Annotated in this window: 22 protein-coding genes; 8 read left to right on the forward strand and 14 right to left on the reverse strand. The window is 42.4% G+C overall.

Annotation, left to right across the window (positions count from 1 at the left end; all coding sequences use genetic code 11):
* Positions 1-90: 90 nt before the first annotated feature.
* The 10 genes from DFP77_RS12475 to ffh form a co-directional block, all read right to left on the reverse strand.
* Positions 91-723, reverse strand: a complete 633-nt coding sequence (locus tag DFP77_RS12475; protein WP_181858553.1) for a hypothetical protein — start codon at positions 721-723, stop codon at positions 91-93.
* Between the two features lie 137 nt (positions 724-860).
* Positions 861-1,580 (reverse strand): 16S rRNA (uracil(1498)-N(3))-methyltransferase, encoded by a 720-nt coding sequence (locus DFP77_RS12480; RefSeq protein WP_114412613.1) that lies wholly within the window; start codon positions 1,578-1,580, stop codon positions 861-863.
* Between the two features lie 84 nt (positions 1,581-1,664).
* On the reverse strand, positions 1,665-3,050 hold the full coding sequence (gene thrC, locus DFP77_RS12485) for a threonine synthase (RefSeq protein WP_114412614.1): 1,386 nt from the start codon (positions 3,048-3,050) through the stop codon (positions 1,665-1,667).
* A 12-nt stretch (positions 3,051-3,062) separates the two neighbouring features.
* Complete coding sequence (locus DFP77_RS12490; protein WP_114412615.1) at positions 3,063-4,364, reverse strand: homoserine dehydrogenase; 1,302 nt, start codon at positions 4,362-4,364, stop codon at positions 3,063-3,065.
* Positions 4,365-4,508: 144 nt separating this feature from the next.
* The gene (locus DFP77_RS12495; RefSeq protein WP_114412616.1) at positions 4,509-5,228 is read right to left on the reverse strand and encodes a thioredoxin fold domain-containing protein; all 720 of its coding nucleotides are present in this window, start codon (positions 5,226-5,228) and stop codon (positions 4,509-4,511) included.
* Between the two features lie 105 nt (positions 5,229-5,333).
* Positions 5,334-5,696, reverse strand: coding sequence for a 50S ribosomal protein L19 (rplS, locus tag DFP77_RS12500; protein WP_012071433.1), 363 nt, complete (start codon positions 5,694-5,696; stop codon positions 5,334-5,336).
* Positions 5,697-5,765: 69 nt separating this feature from the next.
* The gene (trmD, locus tag DFP77_RS12505; RefSeq protein WP_114412617.1) at positions 5,766-6,518 is read right to left on the reverse strand and encodes a tRNA (guanosine(37)-N1)-methyltransferase TrmD; all 753 of its coding nucleotides are present in this window, start codon (positions 6,516-6,518) and stop codon (positions 5,766-5,768) included.
* A gap of 22 nt (positions 6,519-6,540) precedes the next feature.
* The gene (rimM, locus tag DFP77_RS12510) at positions 6,541-7,086 is read right to left on the reverse strand and encodes a ribosome maturation factor RimM (protein ID WP_114412618.1); all 546 of its coding nucleotides are present in this window, start codon (positions 7,084-7,086) and stop codon (positions 6,541-6,543) included.
* 15 nt (positions 7,087-7,101) lie between these two features.
* Positions 7,102-7,350, reverse strand: a complete 249-nt coding sequence (gene rpsP / locus DFP77_RS12515) for a 30S ribosomal protein S16 (protein WP_114412619.1) — start codon at positions 7,348-7,350, stop codon at positions 7,102-7,104.
* Between the two features lie 181 nt (positions 7,351-7,531).
* The gene (gene ffh, locus DFP77_RS12520; protein WP_114412620.1) at positions 7,532-8,908 is read right to left on the reverse strand and encodes a signal recognition particle protein; all 1,377 of its coding nucleotides are present in this window, start codon (positions 8,906-8,908) and stop codon (positions 7,532-7,534) included.
* Between the two features lie 129 nt (positions 8,909-9,037).
* Here ffh and DFP77_RS12525 point away from each other — a divergent pair, with 129 nt between their 5' ends.
* From DFP77_RS12525 to DFP77_RS12535, 3 genes are all read left to right on the forward strand, one after another.
* Complete coding sequence (locus DFP77_RS12525) at positions 9,038-9,805, forward strand: cytochrome C assembly family protein (protein ID WP_114412621.1); 768 nt, start codon at positions 9,038-9,040, stop codon at positions 9,803-9,805.
* An 83-nt stretch (positions 9,806-9,888) separates the two neighbouring features.
* On the forward strand, positions 9,889-11,145 hold the full coding sequence (locus tag DFP77_RS12530; RefSeq protein ID WP_114412622.1) for an HlyC/CorC family transporter: 1,257 nt from the start codon (positions 9,889-9,891) through the stop codon (positions 11,143-11,145).
* 9 nt (positions 11,146-11,154) lie between these two features.
* Complete coding sequence (locus DFP77_RS12535) at positions 11,155-11,700, forward strand: NUDIX hydrolase (protein ID WP_114412623.1); 546 nt, start codon at positions 11,155-11,157, stop codon at positions 11,698-11,700.
* Here the strand turns inward: DFP77_RS12535 and DFP77_RS12540 are convergent.
* From DFP77_RS12540 to DFP77_RS19825, 3 genes are read right to left on the reverse strand one after another with little or no spacing between them, the layout of a single operon-like run.
* On the reverse strand, positions 11,681-11,989 hold the full coding sequence (locus tag DFP77_RS12540) for a YqfO family protein (protein ID WP_114412624.1): 309 nt from the start codon (positions 11,987-11,989) through the stop codon (positions 11,681-11,683). The two genes, DFP77_RS12535 and DFP77_RS12540, sit on opposite strands and share 20 nt — an antisense overlap.
* Positions 11,990-12,033: 44 nt before the next feature.
* Positions 12,034-12,897, reverse strand: a complete 864-nt coding sequence (locus DFP77_RS12545; protein WP_114412625.1) for a DUF72 domain-containing protein — start codon at positions 12,895-12,897, stop codon at positions 12,034-12,036.
* Entirely contained in the window at positions 12,894-13,016 is a 123-nt protein-coding gene (locus DFP77_RS19825; RefSeq protein WP_258861159.1) for a hypothetical protein, read from the reverse strand. The genes DFP77_RS12545 and DFP77_RS19825 overlap by 4 nt, the downstream gene beginning before the upstream one ends.
* A 530-nt stretch (positions 13,017-13,546) precedes the next feature.
* On the opposite strand from DFP77_RS19825, the gene DFP77_RS12550 reads away from it, so the two are divergent.
* From DFP77_RS12550 to DFP77_RS12560, 3 genes are read left to right on the forward strand one after another with little or no spacing between them, the layout of a single operon-like run.
* Positions 13,547-14,518, forward strand: a complete 972-nt coding sequence (locus DFP77_RS12550; protein ID WP_114412626.1) for a TRAP transporter substrate-binding protein — start codon at positions 13,547-13,549, stop codon at positions 14,516-14,518.
* A 1-nt stretch (position 14,519) separates the two neighbouring features.
* Positions 14,520-15,095 (forward strand): TRAP transporter small permease, encoded by a 576-nt coding sequence (locus tag DFP77_RS12555; protein WP_114412627.1) that lies wholly within the window; start codon positions 14,520-14,522, stop codon positions 15,093-15,095.
* A gap of 10 nt (positions 15,096-15,105) precedes the next feature.
* Positions 15,106-16,362, forward strand: a complete 1,257-nt coding sequence (locus tag DFP77_RS12560; protein WP_114412628.1) for a TRAP transporter large permease — start codon at positions 15,106-15,108, stop codon at positions 16,360-16,362.
* A 54-nt stretch (positions 16,363-16,416) separates the two neighbouring features.
* On the opposite strand, the gene DFP77_RS12565 is transcribed toward DFP77_RS12560, so the two are convergent.
* Positions 16,417-17,397: a LysR family transcriptional regulator gene (locus tag DFP77_RS12565; RefSeq protein ID WP_181858554.1), complete on the reverse strand. Its 981-nt coding sequence runs from the start codon at positions 17,395-17,397 to the stop codon at positions 16,417-16,419.
* 139 nt (positions 17,398-17,536) lie between these two features.
* Here DFP77_RS12565 and DFP77_RS12570 point away from each other — a divergent pair, with 139 nt between their 5' ends.
* Together DFP77_RS12570 and DFP77_RS12575 are read left to right on the forward strand one after the other, a co-directional pair.
* Entirely contained in the window at positions 17,537-18,379 is an 843-nt protein-coding gene (locus DFP77_RS12570) for a transketolase (RefSeq protein WP_114412630.1), read from the forward strand.
* Entirely contained in the window at positions 18,376-19,413 is a 1,038-nt protein-coding gene (locus DFP77_RS12575) for a transketolase family protein (protein ID WP_114412631.1), read from the forward strand. Before DFP77_RS12570 ends, DFP77_RS12575 begins: the two co-directional genes overlap by 4 nt.
* Positions 19,414-19,416 lie beyond the last annotated feature (3 nt).

Consider the following 19,416-nt stretch of genomic DNA (forward strand, 5'->3'; position numbering starts at 1 on the left):
GAAGTGTTTAGGGTTCAAGCAACCAGCCGTAGTGTTTAAAGAAATGTGCTTAGTTGCTTGAAGTGAAAGTGTCGCACTTCGGACTTGAATTCAGGACTTTAGCTTTGTCGTCGTCTCTTTCAATTCTTGATTAAAACGAGACATTGAATATTCATAAATACCAGATAGAAAAACCACAACTATAAACGAAAAAAGGATTCTCGACTTTAACGTTTCGTGATACCCAAACTCTGAAAACCGGCTATCCATAAAATACATAACTAAAATTAATGCGAGAGTAAAAAGGGTTAACTCGATTAACCCTCTTTTCATACCATGTAAAAATAATGCAACAGCAGGAATACAGTAAATCCAAACATGACCCGTACCATTTACACCACCAGAATAAACAAGGTAAATCATCAAAACATACAAAGGGTAAATTACAAAATACCCACATAATTTATGATTATGTGTTCGACGCAAATAAATATGGTTTAGTGAATATAAAATAGCGATAACAAGTAAACTTACCCCGAGAAGGAGTTTACCCTGCCATATAGAAACGACACCTAAAGGAAGTGTGAATAAAACGCCAACAGAAGTGAAAAGATTGATAATAAAGACGCGTCGAGTATCTTCTGAAAAAACAGCATCAGTGTTACCAACATATAAAAAAGTGAGAAAAGACGTTTTTTCTTTATTATTTATTTCAGTATTCGTTTTATTATTTAATTTAGTCATTCACGCCCTCCACCCCGTGCCACAAGTTCGCACATGGCTAATAAGAACATGCTACACCAAAGGATTAAATAGCTCCTTAAATAATCCCTCACCGTTACAAATAGCAACATTAAATAATAAAAGATGCTTCCAAAACATTAAGCTGGATACAAACGCGATAACAAAACAGGCACAACCGTCTCGACTTTTAATATACGATCACCTAAATGCACAGATTTCATTCCAGCTTCATGCCACTTACTCACTTCAAACTCGTTCCACCCTCCTTCTGGCCCAAGAGCAAGAACACAAGGTTGTTGAATATCGATAGGACAACGCTTTGCTAAATAAGGATGAGCAAGTAACCCAACTTTGTCTTTCAAAATAGCCGGCAATTGATCTTCTACAAAAGGACGAAAACGAGGAATAAGCGTCCAGTTAGGCATAACCGTATCTTTTGCTTGCTCTAGGCCTTCTAACAAACATTGCTGAATAGATTCAGTCTGCAAAACAGGGCTCTGCCAGTAGCTTTTTTCCACTTTGGCTGAATGAATAAGGTATAAATCCTTCACTCCCATGGCAGTTATATTTTGTAAAGTACGCTTCAACATATTTGGTCTTGGCAAAGCCATAACCAGCACCATAGGCAAAGGCTCTGGAGGTGGTGAAGATAAATTTAACGAATGAATATAGCCAACTCTATCTTCGCTTGGTGGTTCATAAACCCCTTCCCCTATTTTTCCATTCAACATTCCCACGCGCAGAACATCACCTTGTTGCGCTTTAATCACTTTCGAAACATGGGTTTGTTGACGCGAAGAAAGCCCGTAAAGGCCATCACCAAGGGTATTTTTAGGGTCAAGTAAAATTATATTCATATGAGAAGCGCAAAAGTATGAAGGAAAAAGAAACGGCCAATCAAAGATTGGCCGTTATTATTAGTCTTACTGAATTATTTATAGCTAAATCTTACCTGCAACAAACGCCTGAACATCGCTCAAGCTGTTATCTAACACTTCATAAGATTCTTCTCTCTCGAAAAGATCTTTCATGTGTTCAGGTAATACAGGTGTTTCGCAACCAGCTTTTTCGACAGCTTCAGGAAACTTCACAGGATGCGCTGTTGCCAAGGTAATCATAGGAACAGACGGATCTTTCCAGCAATGACGAGCCGCTTCAAGACCAATCGCAGTATGAGGGTCAAGAAGATACTGCGTTTTAGCGAACACATCTGCAATCACATCACATGTCTTCTTATCATCTACTTTGTAGCTATCAAAGTTCTCTTTAACAAAAGACCAAGCTTGATCATTTAAGGATACATCGCCTTTATTAAAGCGTGCCATCAAATCATCAATCGCCGCACCATCACGGCCATGAGCATCAAATAACAGACGTTCAAAGTTGCTTGAAACCATGATATCCATACTCGGAGACAAGGTGACATTCAAAGACTGACGACTCATGTCATTTTCAGCGATCACGCGATGTAAAATATCATTCTGGTTAGTAGCAACCACAAGCTGATCAATTGGTAAGCCCATTTTTTTCGCCAAGTAACCAGCAAAGATATCGCCGAAATTACCTGTTGGCACAGAAAAAGACACCTTACGATGTGGAGCTCCAACAGACAATGCAGAAGAGAAATAGTAAACGATTTGGGCCATGATGCGGGCCCAGTTTATTGAGTTAACCGCTCCTAACTTAGCACCTTTCAAGAAAGACTGATCCGCAAAGCTCGATTTCACCATGCCTTGGCAATCATCAAAGTTACCTTTTACCGCGATATTAAACACATTATCGTCAATAACTGTGGTCATTTGACGACGCTGTACTTCAGATACTCGCTGGTATGGATGCAAAATGAAAATATTCAAATGCTCTGAATGACGGCAACCTTCAATAGCAGCAGAGCCAGTGTCTCCTGATGTCGCACCAAGAATAACCAGCTTTTCCTTGCGCTCAGACAGCACATAATCCATCAAACGACCAAGTAACTGTAAGGCAAAATCTTTAAACGCCAAGGTTGGACCACGGAATAATTCCAGTATCCATTCGTTGTTACCAACCTGAACCATAGGCGCAATAGATGTATGATTGAAGCTCACATAGGCGTCATCAATCATAGTCTTAAATGCGTCTGCAGGAATATCGCCTTCCACAAACGGCCACATCACTTTGAAAGCCAACTCTTGGTAGCTTAAGCTTGCCCAAGAAGCGATCTCTTCTTTGCTGTAATGAGGTAAGGTTTCTGGCACATACAAGCCACCATCATTTGCCAAACCAGCCAATAACACATCACCAAAAGAAAGCGCTGGCGCTTTACCACGAGTAGAAATGTATTTCATATTTGTTCTCTCTTACGCCAAGTTTTCAACACGGATTCGCTGTACTGTTCCCGCAACATCCGGCAAGGCTTCAATTGCCGCAATCGCAGCATTCATATTGCGTTCTTTTACATCATGAGTCATTACAACCAAAGGCACTAACTCACTGCCTTCACGCTCACGCTGAATAAGAGACTCAATACTGATGTCATTCACAGACAAAATCTGCGTAATATTTGCAAGCACGCCAGCACGGTCTTTAATCGTCATATTCAAGAAAAAGCCACACTCAATTTCTTCTACTGGCAACACTTGAACACTAGACAAAGAGTCTGCCTGGAATGCCAAATGAGGCACTCGATTCGTTGGATCCGCCGTTAAAGTACGAGCGACATCTATCACATCAGCAATAACAGAAGACCCTGTTGGCAATGCACCGGCACCAGCACCGTATGTCAATGTCGGCCCAACTACATCACCTTGAACCATAATAGCGTTCATAACGCCATTAACATTAGCCAAAAGCTGTTTGTGAGATATTAAAGTCGGGTGAACACGCAATTCAATACCCGATTTAGAACGACGCGCAATACCCAAATGTTTGATTGCATAGCCAAGATCATCGGCAAATGACACATCTTCAGCAGTAATACGGCTAATGCCTTCTGTGTAGGTTTTTTCAAACTGCAAAGGGATGCCAAATGCAATGGACGCAAGAATCGTTAACTTGTGCGCAGCATCAATCCCTTCAATATCAAAAGTAGGATCCGCTTCTGCATAGCCCAGCTCCTGAGCTTCAGCTAGCACATCTTCAAAATCGCGACCTTTCTGGCTCATTTCGGTCAAAATAAAGTTGCCTGTACCATTAATGATCCCAGCCAACCATTCAATTCGGTTGGCTGACAAGCCTTCACGAATTTGCTTGATAATAGGAATGCCGCCAGCAACTGCCGCCTCAAAGGCAACAATAACGCCTTTTTCTTGGGCTTTAGCAAAAATTTCGTTGCCATGCTCTGCAATCAGAGCTTTGTTTGCAGTAACAACGTGCTTACCATTTTCAATAGCGGTAAGAACAAGCTCTTTGGCAACCGTGGTACCACCAATTAACTCAAGTACAATATCAATCTCTGGATTGTTGACTACATCAAAAATATCACGGGTAACATTGATATTAGAGGTATCACAAGCGTCATTATCACGGCGTGCACCAACCTGCTCAATAACAATACTGCGACCCACTCGACGAGTAATCTCTTCTGCATTATTAAGAAGAATGTTAAAACTACCGGACCCCACTGTCCCCAGCCCACAAATTCCGACTTTTACCGGTTTCAAAACAATACCCCACAGAGATAATCTAATTTTTATAAGACACTTAACTAAGTGACAATTTAACTTATTATAACGCCAGTGTTATTCAAACCCAACGTAGAAAAGGCTGAAGAAGGCTCATGTTTGGTGGAATATTTCGCAATAAGACTATAACCCAAGGCGTTTTACTAACTCAGCCGCAGGTAAATAGCCTGGTAAGAACTCACCACTTTCCAACACTATGCTTGGCGTGCCACGAACGCCCACTTCATTACCTAATTTATATTGTTCAGCGACAGGGTTAACGCATTTATTTTCAGGAACTTCTACTCCCAACTTTGCTTGCGCTAGCCACTCTTTAGGGTCTGCTGAACACCATATACTGACCATTTTGGTATAAGTCTCAGAACCAACCCCTGCTCTTGGGTAAGCCAAGTAACGAACAGTCACACCTGCCTCGTTCAGCTTGGGAACTTCTTTATGAAGCATTCGACAATAGCCACAATCTACATCAGTAAATACAGTGATATGCGCTTTCTCGCTTTTTGCTTTATAAACAATCATTTGTGACTCAGGCAATGCCTCAATTTTAGCAAGCTTGGCTTTTTCTGTTTCATTTTCAAGCGTGGTATTGTCAATACGATAAAGATCACCAGCGACAAAATACTTACCATCTTGTGTAACGTGCAGTGTGGGCCCATTTTTCAGAGCGACAACATACAAGCCTGCATCATCATGCAGATTAACGCTTTCGACTTCATATTGAGGTAATGCATTTTGAATAGCGGATAAAACAGCAGTTTGATCAGCAAATACGATAGTGGAAAATGAGAAAAGAAATGCGCCTGCCACAGCAGAACGAAAGATACACAAAAAAGAACGCTTCATGAAAACCCCAAAGACATGATAAAACAGTCTCCATTAGGCCATACGACAGGGGGTTAGTTCCATAAAAAAAGGCGACTGACGTCGCCTTTTTTTAATAAGAAAAAATTAACGTTTAGCCAATTTTTCTTTGATACGTGCAGATTTACCAGAACGCTCGCGTAGGTAGTAGATCTTAGCTTGACGCACGTCACCGCGGCGTTTAACTTCGATGCTTTCAACCAAAGGGCTGTACGTTTGGAAAGCACGCTCAACACCGATACCGCTAGAAATTTTACGAACGGTAAATGCTGAGTTAAGACCACGGTTACGCTTAGAGATTACAATGCCTTCATAAGCCTGTAGACGCTCGCGTGAACCTTCTTTAACTTTAACTTGAACAACAATAGTATCACCAGGACCGAAGGCTGGGACTTCTTTTGTCATTTGTTCAGCTTCTATCTGCTGAATCAGTTTAGTTTTATTACTCATGGATGTGACTCCTAATGATATGGTTTCTTATCAGCTCGAAGGTTCTTCTTTCTGACAAGCTCGCAATTCCTACTCTGCCGAGGTTGAATCTTCAGTTTCGCGAATAAACTCTTCTAACAACAACTGCTGTTCCTTGTCCAACTCAAGGTTCTGCAGAAGGTCTGGCCGGCGCTGAAAAGTTCTTGCGAGCTTTTGCTTTAATCGCCAGCGTCTAATCTCCTCGTGGTTGCCACTAAGCAGCACTGATGGCACTGGTTCGCCATTTAGTACTTCTGGGCGAGTATAATGCGGACAATCCAACAAACCATCAGAGAATGAATCTTCATCCGCAGACGCTTGTTTTCCTAATACTCCTGGAACCATACGAAATACAGCATCCATTAGCACCATAGCCGGTAACTCGCCACCACTTAGGACAAAGTCGCCAATTGACCACTCTTCATCAATCTCAGATTGAATCAAACGCTCATCAACGCCTTCATAGCGACCTGCTACCAGAATAAATTCTGCTTGTTTAGCAAGTTGCTGCACGCCTTCTTGCGTTAGCGTACGCCCTTGGGGGGATAGATAAATAACTTTTGCATTGGGCACCGATAATTTGGCACTTGCAATGGCATCTTTGAGAGGCTGAACTTTCATCAACATCCCTGGACCACCACCATAAGGTCGATCATCTACAGTCTTATGCTTGTCATGAGTAAAGTCACGGGGATTAAAAAAATCCACCTCAACCAACCCAGACTTAATGGCTCTGCCTGTTACTCCATATTGGGTAATGGCCTGAAACATCTCCGGAAAGAGCGATATAACGCTAACCTTCACGTTGTGACCTCAGCTTATCTGTTTAAAATTCTGGATCCCAATCAACTACCATTTCCTGCTGTTCTAAATCGATGTTTAAAACATAAGTTCCTGGAGCATAAGGAATCAATCGCTCTTCACGATCAAAGCTACCTTCACACGCGCGGACAACAATCACATCATTCGCACCAGTTTCCATAAGTTGAGAAACCTTCCCTAAGAGGACTCCCTCTTTGGTAATAACCCTCAGACCTTCCAGTTGACTCCAGTAATAATCACCTTCGTCCAATTCTGGTAGCTCTGCTGCATCAATATAAACATCCATACCGCAGATCTCTTTTACTTGATCTCTGTCGCTATAGCCTTTAACGGATGCCACCAACCCACGCCCTTGCAGACGGCCTTGGCTTAATTCTAAGGTTTTCCACCCACTAGGAGTTTTCAACCACCAATGCTTGTAATCAAAGATTCCTTGCATTGGGTCGGTGTGCGAATATAACTTCACCCACCCTTTAACACCATATACTGATGTAATGCGTCCAACCACAAGGGCTTGCTCAGGAGCGGCCGCTTGTTTTAACTCAGACATAGCATTACCTCAGTATTAAGCGCTTTTGCTAGCATCTTTTACAAGCTGCGCAGCACGGTCAGAAAGTTGAGCGCCTTGGCTAACCCAATGGTTTACGCGATCTAGATCGATGCGTAGACGTTCTTCTTGACCACGAGCAACAGGGTTAAAGAAACCCAAACGCTCGATATAACGACCATCACGAGCATTGCGGCTATCAGCCACGTTCAAGTGATAGAATGGGCGCTTTTTAGAGCCACCACGAGAAAGACGAATAGTTACCATATGATTGGTTCCTTATTGCTTAACGAAACACCCCTTGCCGAGTCGAATTTTTGACTCATACTACAAGAAGGCGGCATATTCTAGTCGATAAACTAGAAAAACGAAAGGGCGATTTACTCGCCCTTTCACTTTAATTGGAAGTTTTTTTAGTCCATCCAATAAAAACAAGCAAATAGCCCCCTTATTTAGGGAAACCTCCGCCACCAGGAAGACCTCCAGGCATCATTCCACCGAGGCCACGCATCATTTTTTGCATACCACCTTTGGCAGACATCTTCTTCATCATTTTCTGCATCTGCTTATGTTGTTTAAGCAAACGATTTAAATCCTGAATCTGTAGGCCAGCACCTGTTGAAATACGCTTTTTACGAGAACCATTAATTACATCGGGATTACGGCGTTCAGCGGGTGTCATGGAATTAATTAACGCTTCCATTTGAACGAACATTTTGTCGTTCACTTTATCTTGAATATTGCCCAGCTGCCCCATGCCTGGAAGCTTATCTAACATGGAGGTCATTCCGCCCATGTTTTTCATTTGCTGAAGCTGTTCTTTAAAATCTTCTAAATCAAAGCCTTTGCCTTTCTTTAGTTTGCCTGCAAGTTTTTCAGCTTTATCTTTATCTATCTTTTGCTCTGCTTCCTCTATTAAGGAAAGCATATCGCCCATACCAAGGATACGAGAAGCCAAACGATCTGGGTGGAAAGGCTCCAAGGCATCCGTTTTTTCACCCACGCCTAAGAACTTAATCGGTTTGCCCGTAATGTGACGAACAGATAACGCTGCACCACCACGAGCATCACCATCTGTCTTGGTAAGAATAACACCAGTAAGCGGCAATACATCGCCAAACGCTTTGGCCGTATTAGCAGCATCTTGACCTGTCATTGCATCGACAACAAACAAGGTTTCAATTGGATTAACAGCAGCATGAAGCGCTTTGATCTCAGCCATCATATCTTCATCGACAGATAAACGGCCTGCTGTATCGACAATCAAAACATCTTTATGCGCTTTCTTAGCGAAGTCGATAGCATTATTAACAATATCGATTGGCTTTTGAGACAAGTCGCTTGAAATGAAATCAACACCCACTTCTCCAGCCAGAGTTTCAAGCTGTTTAATAGCGGCAGGACGATAAATATCCGCACTCACAACTGAGACGGATTTTTTCTCACGCTCTTTCAAATACTTAGCAAGCTTGGCAGCAGATGTTGTTTTACCCGCACCTTGCAGACCAGCCAGTAGGATAACTGCTGGTCGAGCGGCACGAAGGTTTAGGCCATCGTTAGCCTGCCCCATGACATTCTCAAGTTCCTGTTTAACGATTTTCAGGAAGACTTGACCTGGACTCAAACTCTTAGAAACCTCGGTTCCTATTGCACGCTCTTTAACCGCAGCAATAAAATCTTTAACAACAGGCAAAGCAACGTCAGCTTCAAGCAGAGCCATACGCACTTCACGCAACACTTCTTGTATGTTGTCTTCAGTTAATTTAGCTCGACCTCGAATACGATCAAGCGAGGAAGTTAAGCGATTCGATAAATTGTCGAACATATTGCCCTCAAATTTTGACTCTAAATGGAAAAAACCTACAGTTTCAGTTTATCCAAGGTGAAATTGCCTCTATTATAACGGATAAATGATTTACACCCTATACCTTTACCCTGCGGAACCTTTAGTTTCATGACTCAATTATCGCTTTGGCTTGCTTGTATTGTTTGTTTGATTGCTGGCACAGCGTATTTTATTCGCCAGAAAAGCCTTTATACACAGTATGTAGGTGCGATTGCGATCGTTTCCCACACCCTTGCGCTTACACAAATACTGCTAAATCGTGATGGATTTAACTTTTTAACAATTGGCTTGCTCATTGCGTTAATTGGCAACAGCCTTCTATGGCTTAGCAATCGTAACAAAGATTTGTCTTTGCTACTTGGCACCGCATTTCCCCTTAGCGCCATTATCATTGCCCTGAATGCTATTGAACCATGGAATTTGACTCAATTACACAGCAACTCTTGGGGCACTAGCGCTCACATTCTTATTGCCTCGGTCGCTTATAGCTTATTCGCTACCGCTTGTGGCGTCGGGATTTTACTTGCTATGCAGGAGTATCAACTTAGGCACCACAAACTGAAGCAACTATTAAGAGTGCCACCACTGCAGGTCCTAGAACGCTTGATGTTTGAATTTATTTGGGCCGCATTTATTTTGCTGACCATCACAATTGCTACTGGCTTTTACTTCATTGAGGATATGTTTGCTCAGCATCTGGTCCATAAAACATTTTTTACAATTGCTTCTTGGTTCGTATTTGCGGGTTTACTTCTTGGCAGATACATAGCTGGCTGGCGCGGACAATTAGCGGTAAAACTGACTCTGAGTGGCTTTTTCTTACTCATGCTTGGCTACTTTGGCAGCAAAATTGCGCTGCAAATTTTACAATATTAACAGCGCATGATGTAAAGTATGTTTGACAGTCAGATCTTAAGAACCAATAATCCAATTATCTACATAATCGAGGCGATCCCTTTTTGAACGAAGTACCCTTAGGTGTTCTTGGTGGAATACTTTTTTGTCTTATTTTACTTTCAGCTTTCTTTTCGAGTTCCGAGACAGGGATGTTGTCGATAAACAAATATCGACTAAAACACCTTGTGAAAAACAAGAACCGATCTGCAATCAAAGTAAACACTCTTTTAGAACGCCCAGATAGACTTATTGGCGTCATCCTAATCGGAAACAACTTTGTTAATATCCTAGCTTCCGCGATAGCAACCATCATTGCTGTACGCCTGTGGGGAGACGCTGGTGTAGCCATCGCAACGGCGGCACTAACTTTGGTGGTACTAATTTTTGCAGAGGTCACACCAAAAACGTTGGCGGCGATTCACCCAGAAAAAATCGCTTTTCCCGCGTCTTGGATTCTTGCAATTTTACTCAAAGTACTCTATCCACTCGTATGGCTAGTGAACGGCTTATCTAATGGGCTTTTACGCTTGATCGGTGTGCATGCATCGCAAAAGAATCACGACACGCTTGATTCCGAAGAATTAAGAACCGTCGTAAATGAGGCTAGTGGCTTAATCCCTGCGGCCCACCAAGAAATGCTGATATCCATACTCGACTTAGAAAGAGTCTCTGTTGAAGACATCATGGTGCCTCGAAACGAAGTTATCGGCATAGATATTGAAGACTCTATTGAAGAAATCATTGAGCAAATCTGTCAAAGCAGACACACGCGCATGCCCGTATATAATGGCGAAATTAACAAGGTAATCGGCATTTTGCACGCACGTCATGCAGCAGTATTCCTTCGCGATCCCACACCATCCAAAGCCGCGCTATTAAAAGCAACGGTTGAACCTTATTTCATCCCTGAAAGCACTTCGCTGAATACGGTCTTGCTCAACTTTCAGAAAGACCACCAGCAAATGGGTATCGTGGTTGATGAATACGGTGATGTTCAGGGTATTGCTGCATTAGAAGACGTACTTGAAGAAATCGTGGGTGAATTTACGCCACCAACACAAGACGAAGATGAAGAAATTCAGACACTGGACGACGGGTCATTTAGAATTGAAGGCTCGACACACATTCGAGAAATAAACAAAACATTGGATTGGCATTTACCGACAGACGGACCAAAAACATTAAATGGTCTTATCATCGAAACGCTGGAATTCATCCCTGAACACCCTATTAGCTTATGGGTTGGGCACTACATGATTGAAATCCAAGAAATCGAAGACAAAGTCGTTAAATACGCAAAACTTCAGCTAAAGCGTTAAGGAAATATCATGAGATACTGCCCGCAATGCGGTCACGCCGTCAATATGACCATCCCTGCCGGGGATAATCGACTACGTGCGGTTTGCCCAAGTTGCGAGTTTATCGATTACGACAACCCTAGGCTAATCACTGGTACCATCCCGCTTTATAACGGCAAAATATTGCTTTGCAGGCGTAACATTGAACCACGCCTAGGTTTCTGGACATTACCTGCTGGCTTCATGGAAAACCAAGAAACAACCAGTGAAGGTGCGTTAAGAGAAACACTAGAAGAGAGCGGCTCAGTCGCCATATGCAAACAAGCATTTAGCATGATTAGCATCCCTCGCATCAACCAAGTTCACCTTTTCTACATCGCACAATTAGAAAGAGATGACTTTCATACAACTGAAGAAAGCTCCGAAGTTGCCTTGTTTGCTCTTGATGAAATCCCTTGGGATGAACTGGCCTTTAGCAGCGTCAGTAAAACCATCGAACTTTTCATCGCTGATCATAAAAAAGGCCATTACGGCTTTCACGAAGATACGATTCACTTCAATACTGTATCGGAATAAAGTGGTAGGCCACCTCTTCATAGGGGTGAGCCAATAACAATGCGGCCAGCACTCCAGCCTTTACCTCATCATCCAGAACGATCTCGACTCGATATTCATCAACAAACTCCAACTCATCAAGCTTACCTAGAAATGGCGTAGCGCCTTTTCTAGGACGGAACTGCCCCTGCCCTTTTACTTGCCAGCAACAGGAATCATAATCCCCCATAGCGCCCGCACCAGCAGAAAACACAGCCTGCTTTACAGACTCCAAATGCGACTCAGGCACATAAAATATTAACGAATACATAACACCCTCTCACTACACCAACTTTATTAAACTCAAAAATCATCTCACCAGAGACTAACCTGCTCCTGACTGTGCGGTAAAGCCAAAGCACTTTGATAATAAGGGTTTAAAATACGAACTCTTTCATCCAATTGCGCCGCCAAGGTTGGCGCAGCAATATTATCGGATGAGTGAACAAACACACTTGGGGTAAGTCCTTGTGACAACCACTGAGACAATTTTGCCGCCCATTGGTCTAGCCATAATTCATTGCGTGGCAAATCAGGATGGCCAATGAAACGCACCACAGGATGATTGGCTGTAACCACAGGATGGCAAGGCACTCTTGGTTTCTTCTTCTGTGCATCAATCAGACTTTCACAATAAGCATCTGTCGAAAAAACAGGCCGAGAGTCCATTACCACACGATTAACTTCACGATCAGACAATCCTGCTAAAAAACGTCGTTCTGTCTGAGACTTATTAAAATAGGCTAGATGACGCACTTCAACAGATAAAGGTGTAGATAACGTCCACATATCGCACAGGGCAAAAATAGTGTCCAAAGCACGCTCATCGCATATAGCAGGGAACTGCAACATGGTTGGACCAAGCTTAGCCTGTAACGGTTGCAAGGAAAGCATAAAAGCTAACCAATCGTGCTGAACGTCACTCCAAGAACGCTCTATTAATCGATGGGTCACGGTTTGAGGGGCTTTGAAACTGAATTTAAATCCATCAACAACAGACTCGTACCAACGAAATAACTGTGCATCGTCCACTTTGGTGTAAAAAGTACTACCAACTTCAACCGTAGAAAACACGTGTGAATACCGACCCAAACGCTCCCCTGTTGGTAAAGACGTGGGATAAAGCCAATTAACCCAAGCAGGGTGCTGCCATTGCGCCATACCATAATGAATTTTCATAACCCAGCTTTGTGAAACTCAATAACATCATTAGTGTAAGCTTTTTCTTCCAACAGCAGGCTGATAGCCAAACCACCCTTTTGCTTTATACGTAACAAAAAATAAGGCAATAAGTTCATAGCGACATACCTCAGATTATGCTTACCCCGATCAAAATAGAGGAAAAGCCTCAAACGCATTTTTAAATCTCCAGCCTAAATGGTACATTCCCAATCGCAGCCTTATAAGTTGGCCAAACTTAAGAATACCACACTCCAAGACCCTGTTTTAAAAAGCGACTTAATATCCATAGACAATTGATTTAACAATATAAAAAAACAAATTACACCTTCATTATCAAACTCAAAGTCTATCCAAACTAATTCCCCCCGCCCTTGCCAAGGGGGCAATTTAACCCAAAATAAGGCCTACATATAACATAAAAAATTATACGCTCTACGAGAACACAATTTAGCCAAACATAACAGTTTGAACCTTAGGCACAAAAGAAACGTTAAGCTTAGCTTAACATTTCTTTAAGTTTACCTCATTGCAAAGAGATAAACTTTCCATCAATACTAACCATATGGCATACGGGTAACTCGATATATTGAAGCCAATGCCATATTGAACGAAAGATAAAAATAATTAGCATAAGCTAGGAGTTCAGATGAATCTTATTGCCAAAAACTTTATTTACATTAGTGTTACAGCAGCTTTCTCTTCAACCGCATTAGCAAATACAATTGTTTTCGCTCATGGCGCAAACCCTGGAAACCCTCGGTACGAAGCCGCTGAAATGTTTGCTAAACTAGTCCCTATATGCACCTCCGGTCAATTTAATGTTCAAGTAGCACCTTCAGCTACGATGGGCGATGATGCAGAACAGTTAATATCCGCTCAAGCAGGCATTATAAATATGTCTGCAAACTCGCAAGGCACCACAGCTCAAATAGTTCCAGAAGTGGGAACTCTCGGCCTTCCTTTCTTATTCAAATCTGAAACTGATGTCTGGAGAGTACTTGATGGCGAAATTGGTCAAGAGCTAGACAGAAAAGCCCAAAGCTCTGGACTTAAGATTGTTACTTTTTGGGATAACGGCTTCCGAAATGTAACTCATACCAAGAAATCCATTCGCACCCCTGACGATATAAAAGGGATGAAAATTCGCACCCCACCAGATGAAGTCGCTCTAGATATATTTGCGACATTAGGAGCTAACCCAGCACCATTAGCTTGGAGCGAGCTCCCAACCTCACTTCGTAGTGGAGCATTCGATGGACAGGAAAATCCACTGACGAATATATACTCAGCCAAGATACATGAAATTACACCTTACATATCAATGACAGGACACCAATACCAGAGCACACCTGTAGTTGCTGGCTTGGCATGGTGGGAAAGTCTAGACAGTAAAACTCAAGATTGTATTTCTACGTCTGCCAAGCAAGCTGGCTGGTTCCAGCGCGGAAGAAATATGTTTGAAGTAGAGCGATTAAAAACAGTCTTAAAATCCGAGGGAGCTATAATCACAGAGGTTGATTACGATGCTTTTGTTAAAGCAACAGCACCTGTATACGAGAAATATGAAACTCAATACGGTGATTTCCTTAGAAAATTAAAACTAGCTTCGGAACAATAATATGCATGACTACACCTCCAAAGGAAGTGTAAAAGTCTCGTCGGGCAAATTGCCCGGCAGACTTCTTTGCTTCTCTTTAACACTACGTCGCTGTATTTATGTTGTCAGTGCAGGCATCATCTTAATTAGCTTTAGCACGATGTTTTTAGCTATTTTTGCGAATGTGTTTTTACGCTACCTTTTTGATCAAGGTATTTCATGGGCTTACGAGCTACCTCAGCTTCTATTCCCTTGGGCTGTGGCTGCTGGCATGGTGCTTGCTTCTACACTTAAAGGTAATATTTCAATAGACTCTCTTGTCAATGCCCTTCCTGCTTCTATTCAAAGAATAGTACTTATTATGGTCAACCTTATCGTTGGTGCAACTTGCGTAAGCGTTTTGCACTACGCCATGCCAGTAATCAAGGCATCGAAATATACCAAGTTAGCAGAAACAGGATTATCACAAATATATGGCTACTCAAGCTTAGTATTCGCATTTAGCTTAATAGCTACTATATCTCTACTCAATATCATTGATTACTTACTAAGCAAAGAAAGTATCAATCGAAATCCTGAAAACAATAATTACAGCTAGGGATCTAATTATGGCAACTATTTTGCTTTGGCTGTTTCCACTACTACTAGTGGCTTCAGTTCCGGTGGCTTATGCAATGATTGGCGCGTCAGGCATTGCTTTGTTTATAGAAAACAAACCGCTTGCAGTTATGGCTCAGCGCCTCTATACACCTACTCAGAGCTTTCCAATGCTCGCTATTCCTTTCTTTATCTTAGCGGGGAGTCTCATGATGCAAGGCAAATTTGGCACTTACTTAGTTGAGTGTGCAAAAATGTTTGTTGGCCGTCTGAGAGGAGGCATGTGTCATGTGAGTGTTTTGGGTTCTGTCATGTTTGGTGGCGTTTCAGGATCTGCCGTTGCTGATGCATCCGCCCTTGGTAACGCCCTTATCCCCATCCAAAAAAAGGAAGGTTATTCAGCAGGCTTTGCAGGAGCTGTAAATGCAGCCTCTTCCACTGTATCGGTCTTAATTCCTCCATCCATACCATTGATTTTATATGGTCTTTCTTCCAATACATCCATTATTGATTTATTTGTAGCAGGTATTCTTCCGGGCATTTTACTTGGTATGGGGATGCTACTTTTAGTCTGGTTGATTGCAGTCAAACGAGGCTATAAAAGCTCCCCTATTGAAGGCGGGTTTAAGCAGTGGAGAGCACAGCTATTGCACGCGTTACCGGCAATTTTTATGCCTATTTTTGTAATAGGAACGCTACGCTTTGGTATTGCCACACCAACCGAAATTAGCGTATTAGCTGTTGGATACGCTTTATTAATAGGCTTATTTATCTATAAAGACCTAAGTGTCAAATGCATTATTAAGGCAACCATAGATACGGGCGTTATGACTGGCGCGGTGATGGTCATAATTATGGCATCGTCGATTATTCAGTGGATCCTAACACTTGAGCAAGTACCTCAAAATTTGGCCATTTGGGTAACGGCTACTATCTCTGAACCTTGGATGGTCATTCTTGCGATGAATGTTATTATGCTAATTGTTGGCACGTTTTTGGATTTGCCAGCTGCGGTATTATTACTGACGCCCTTATTCTCAACTATTGCAGCTTCAATAGGGCTAGATCCAGTGCAATTGGGTCTTATTATGGTAGTAAACTTAGCTATAGGCTTATATACCCCGCCTGTTGGGACAACCCTTTATATATCTTCTTCAATCGCCAAAGTATCTATTGGTGCAGTTGTTAAAGAGCTGCTCCCTTTTTATCTAATGGCTTTGGGAGTACTTGCACTAATTAGCTATGTCCCATCCCTAATCATTTATTAAACAAGACTATCAGGCCAACCCAAAACAACTCACTTGTTAAATGCAGGTGAGTTGTTAATGAGGATTTAACAATTCATCAATAACTTGGTCCTCAATAACCTGAACCCCTAGCTTAGTTAGTGTATCCAAAGTCACAATTTGGTGTGCCTCCGCTTCTTCTAGCAACCAATTCGTAAATAACTGATAAAGCTTTCGACTTTGGTGCTGACTTGGGCTGACTACCCAGTAAGCAGGGATTTTAATAGCCCCAACTTCCGAATAAGCAGGAACAAGCTTACCAGACAGTAACTCTTCTACTGCTAGGGTTGTAGACTCCAATACTACACCAACACCATTTACAGCTTGCTGAATAGCCATAGAAGAGCGATCAAAGCGAATTGCGGGGACGTCTGCATTCCGGCTAAAATGCAAACGAGCTAACCAAGCCTCCCATTGCAACATAGCTTTTACACTATCTATTAATCGCGTCTGCTGTAATTTTTCCTCCATTGTTCCATTCAAGCCCTGTAAATAATCACGATACTCTGGACTGCACATTGGCAGAATATAGTCATGTAATACAGGTAAACAATACAATCCAGGCCAATCACTTGGGCCATATCGAATGTCAAAATCCACAACTTCTCGCTCAAAATTAGTTGGGTCTGGTGTTGCATCAATACGCAAATCCCACTCAGGGTACTGAGTAATAAAAGAATGGAGTCTTGGGCCTAGCCACCTGACAGCAAAACTAGGAATAACTTTTACAATAAGCTGGTGGCTATCTCGCTTACGAGAAATAACGCGTCGTGCATTTTTCAAAATACCAAACGCTGACGAACTAGCCATGAACAAGCGCTCACCTTCTAATGTCAAACTCAGCTGGCGTTTATGGCGTTTAAAAAGCGCAACGCCAAGCATTTCTTCTAATAATTTAATCTGTTGACTAACTGCGGAAGCCGAAACATTTAACTCTTCTGAAGCTCGGGCTACTTTTCCATGACGTGCCACAGCTTCAAAATAAATCATCCCATTCAGACTAGGATCTCTCGACATAAATGGCTCCATTATAGAAATTTGTTAAGTACAGCTTAATTAACCTTTAATTTATGCTAATTGTCTAGCCTCTTCTCTCAGCGCAGAATAATTCCACGAGTTCAGGTAGCTTGTAAATTAAAAATAAGAGAGAGATATTATGAATCCAGAAACTAATCAACAGATTAGCCTCGCACGACGCGCATGGAATATTCGCAGAAAGTCTGTGCTTATGGGGGCAGTTCAAGGGCAAGGCTATGTAGGTCAAGCCTTAGGTGTTTCCGATGTGCTCGCTGCATCTTACTTTCATGCTCTAAAATTCCGTCCAGAAGATCCTGAGTGGGAGGGTCGTGACCGCTTTCTTTTATCAATAGGCCATTACGCTATTGCCTTATATGCGGCTTTACTTGAAGCAGAAGTACTTCCGGAATATGAATTAGAAACCTACGGAACAGACAATAGCCGCCTTCCTATGTCTGGAATGGCTTCTTACACGCCTGGCATGGAAATAACAGGCGGATCGCTTGGCCATGGCTTGGGAATTGCTGTAGGCATGGCGCTAGGCCTTAAAGCGAAGCATTCAGACTCTTTTGTATATAATCTGATGTCTGATGGAGAGCTAGGTGAAGGCTCCACATGGGAAGCTGCGATGTCTGGCGCCCATCACAAGCTAGATAACTTAATTTGTATTATCGATTTCAATAATCAACAAGCCGATGGCCCCTCAACAGAAACACTATCCTCTGAACCCCTAGATAAAAAATGGGAAGCCTTTGGCTGGTTTACCCAACGTATCGACGGCAATGATATGGATGCAGTGGTCGAGGCATTTGACAAGGCTCGAAATCATGATCAACCCGTGCCACGGGTAATCATTTGCAACACAAAAATGTGTAAAGGCATTCCTTTTCTTGAGGAGCGTGAAATAACCCATTTTGTCCGAGTTGAAGCCGATGAATGGGAAAAAGCCCTTAATGTTTTAGAAGAAGGAAAACCAGCATGAGTATGAGCCGTCGATCATCTAAATGGGAGCCTCGCAAACCAGTTCCTGCTGAAGAACGCCAATTAACATCTGCAATGATTGCCTCACTTGGTGCAGAAGGTTTGCCAACGGTATCCGCACCATTCGGTCACGCATTAGCCGAGTTGGCTAACGAACAAAAAAATATTGTAGGTTTAACTGCTGACCTTGCTAAGTACACGGATTTACATGTATTTGCACAAAAGCATCCCGAACGTTTTTATCAAATGGGCATGGCCGAACAACTACTATTTAGTGCCGCTGCTGGTATGGCTAAAGAAGGCTTTATCCCTTTTGCCACAACGTATTCCGTCTTTGCTTCCCGAAGAGCCTATGATTTCATCTGCATGGCAATCGCGGAGGACAACTTACCGGTAAAAATAGTCTGTGGCTTACCTGGACTAACGACTGGGTATGGACCAAGTCATCAAGCAACCGAAGACGTCGCTATTTTCCGCGGCATGCCGAATATGACGATCGTTGACCCCTGTGACGCAATTGATACAGCTCAAGCAGTACCAGTAATTGCAGCTCATGACGGGCCTGTTTACATGCGACTACTACGCGGTAAAGTTCCTTCAGTACTTCAAGATTACGATTACAAATTCGAATTGGGTAAAGCAAAAAACCTGACCGAAGGCAACGATGTGCTAATCATCTCATCAGGCTTCATGACTATGCGGGCTCTTGAAGTAGCTAATACATTAAAAGCAGATAATATTGGCGTTAGTGTATTACATACACCAACTATTAAGCCCCTTGATACTGAGACCATTATTAAAGAATGCTCAAAAAAAGGACGCCTAGTTGTTGTTGCTGAAAACCATACTGAAATTGGTGGTTTGGGTGAAGCCGTTGCAATGACACTCATGAAAAATCAGGTGTTCCCAGTATTAAAACAAATAGCGCTACCGGATGAATTTTTAGATGCCGGTGCCCTTCCTGTACTGCACGACCAATACGGCATTTCCGTATCCGCCATGCTTACTAAAATAAAAATGTGGTTAAACAAATAAGGA

The sequence above is a fragment of the Marinomonas foliarum genome (assembly GCF_003337275.1).
Lineage (GTDB): Bacteria > Pseudomonadota > Gammaproteobacteria > Pseudomonadales > Marinomonadaceae > Marinomonas > Marinomonas foliarum.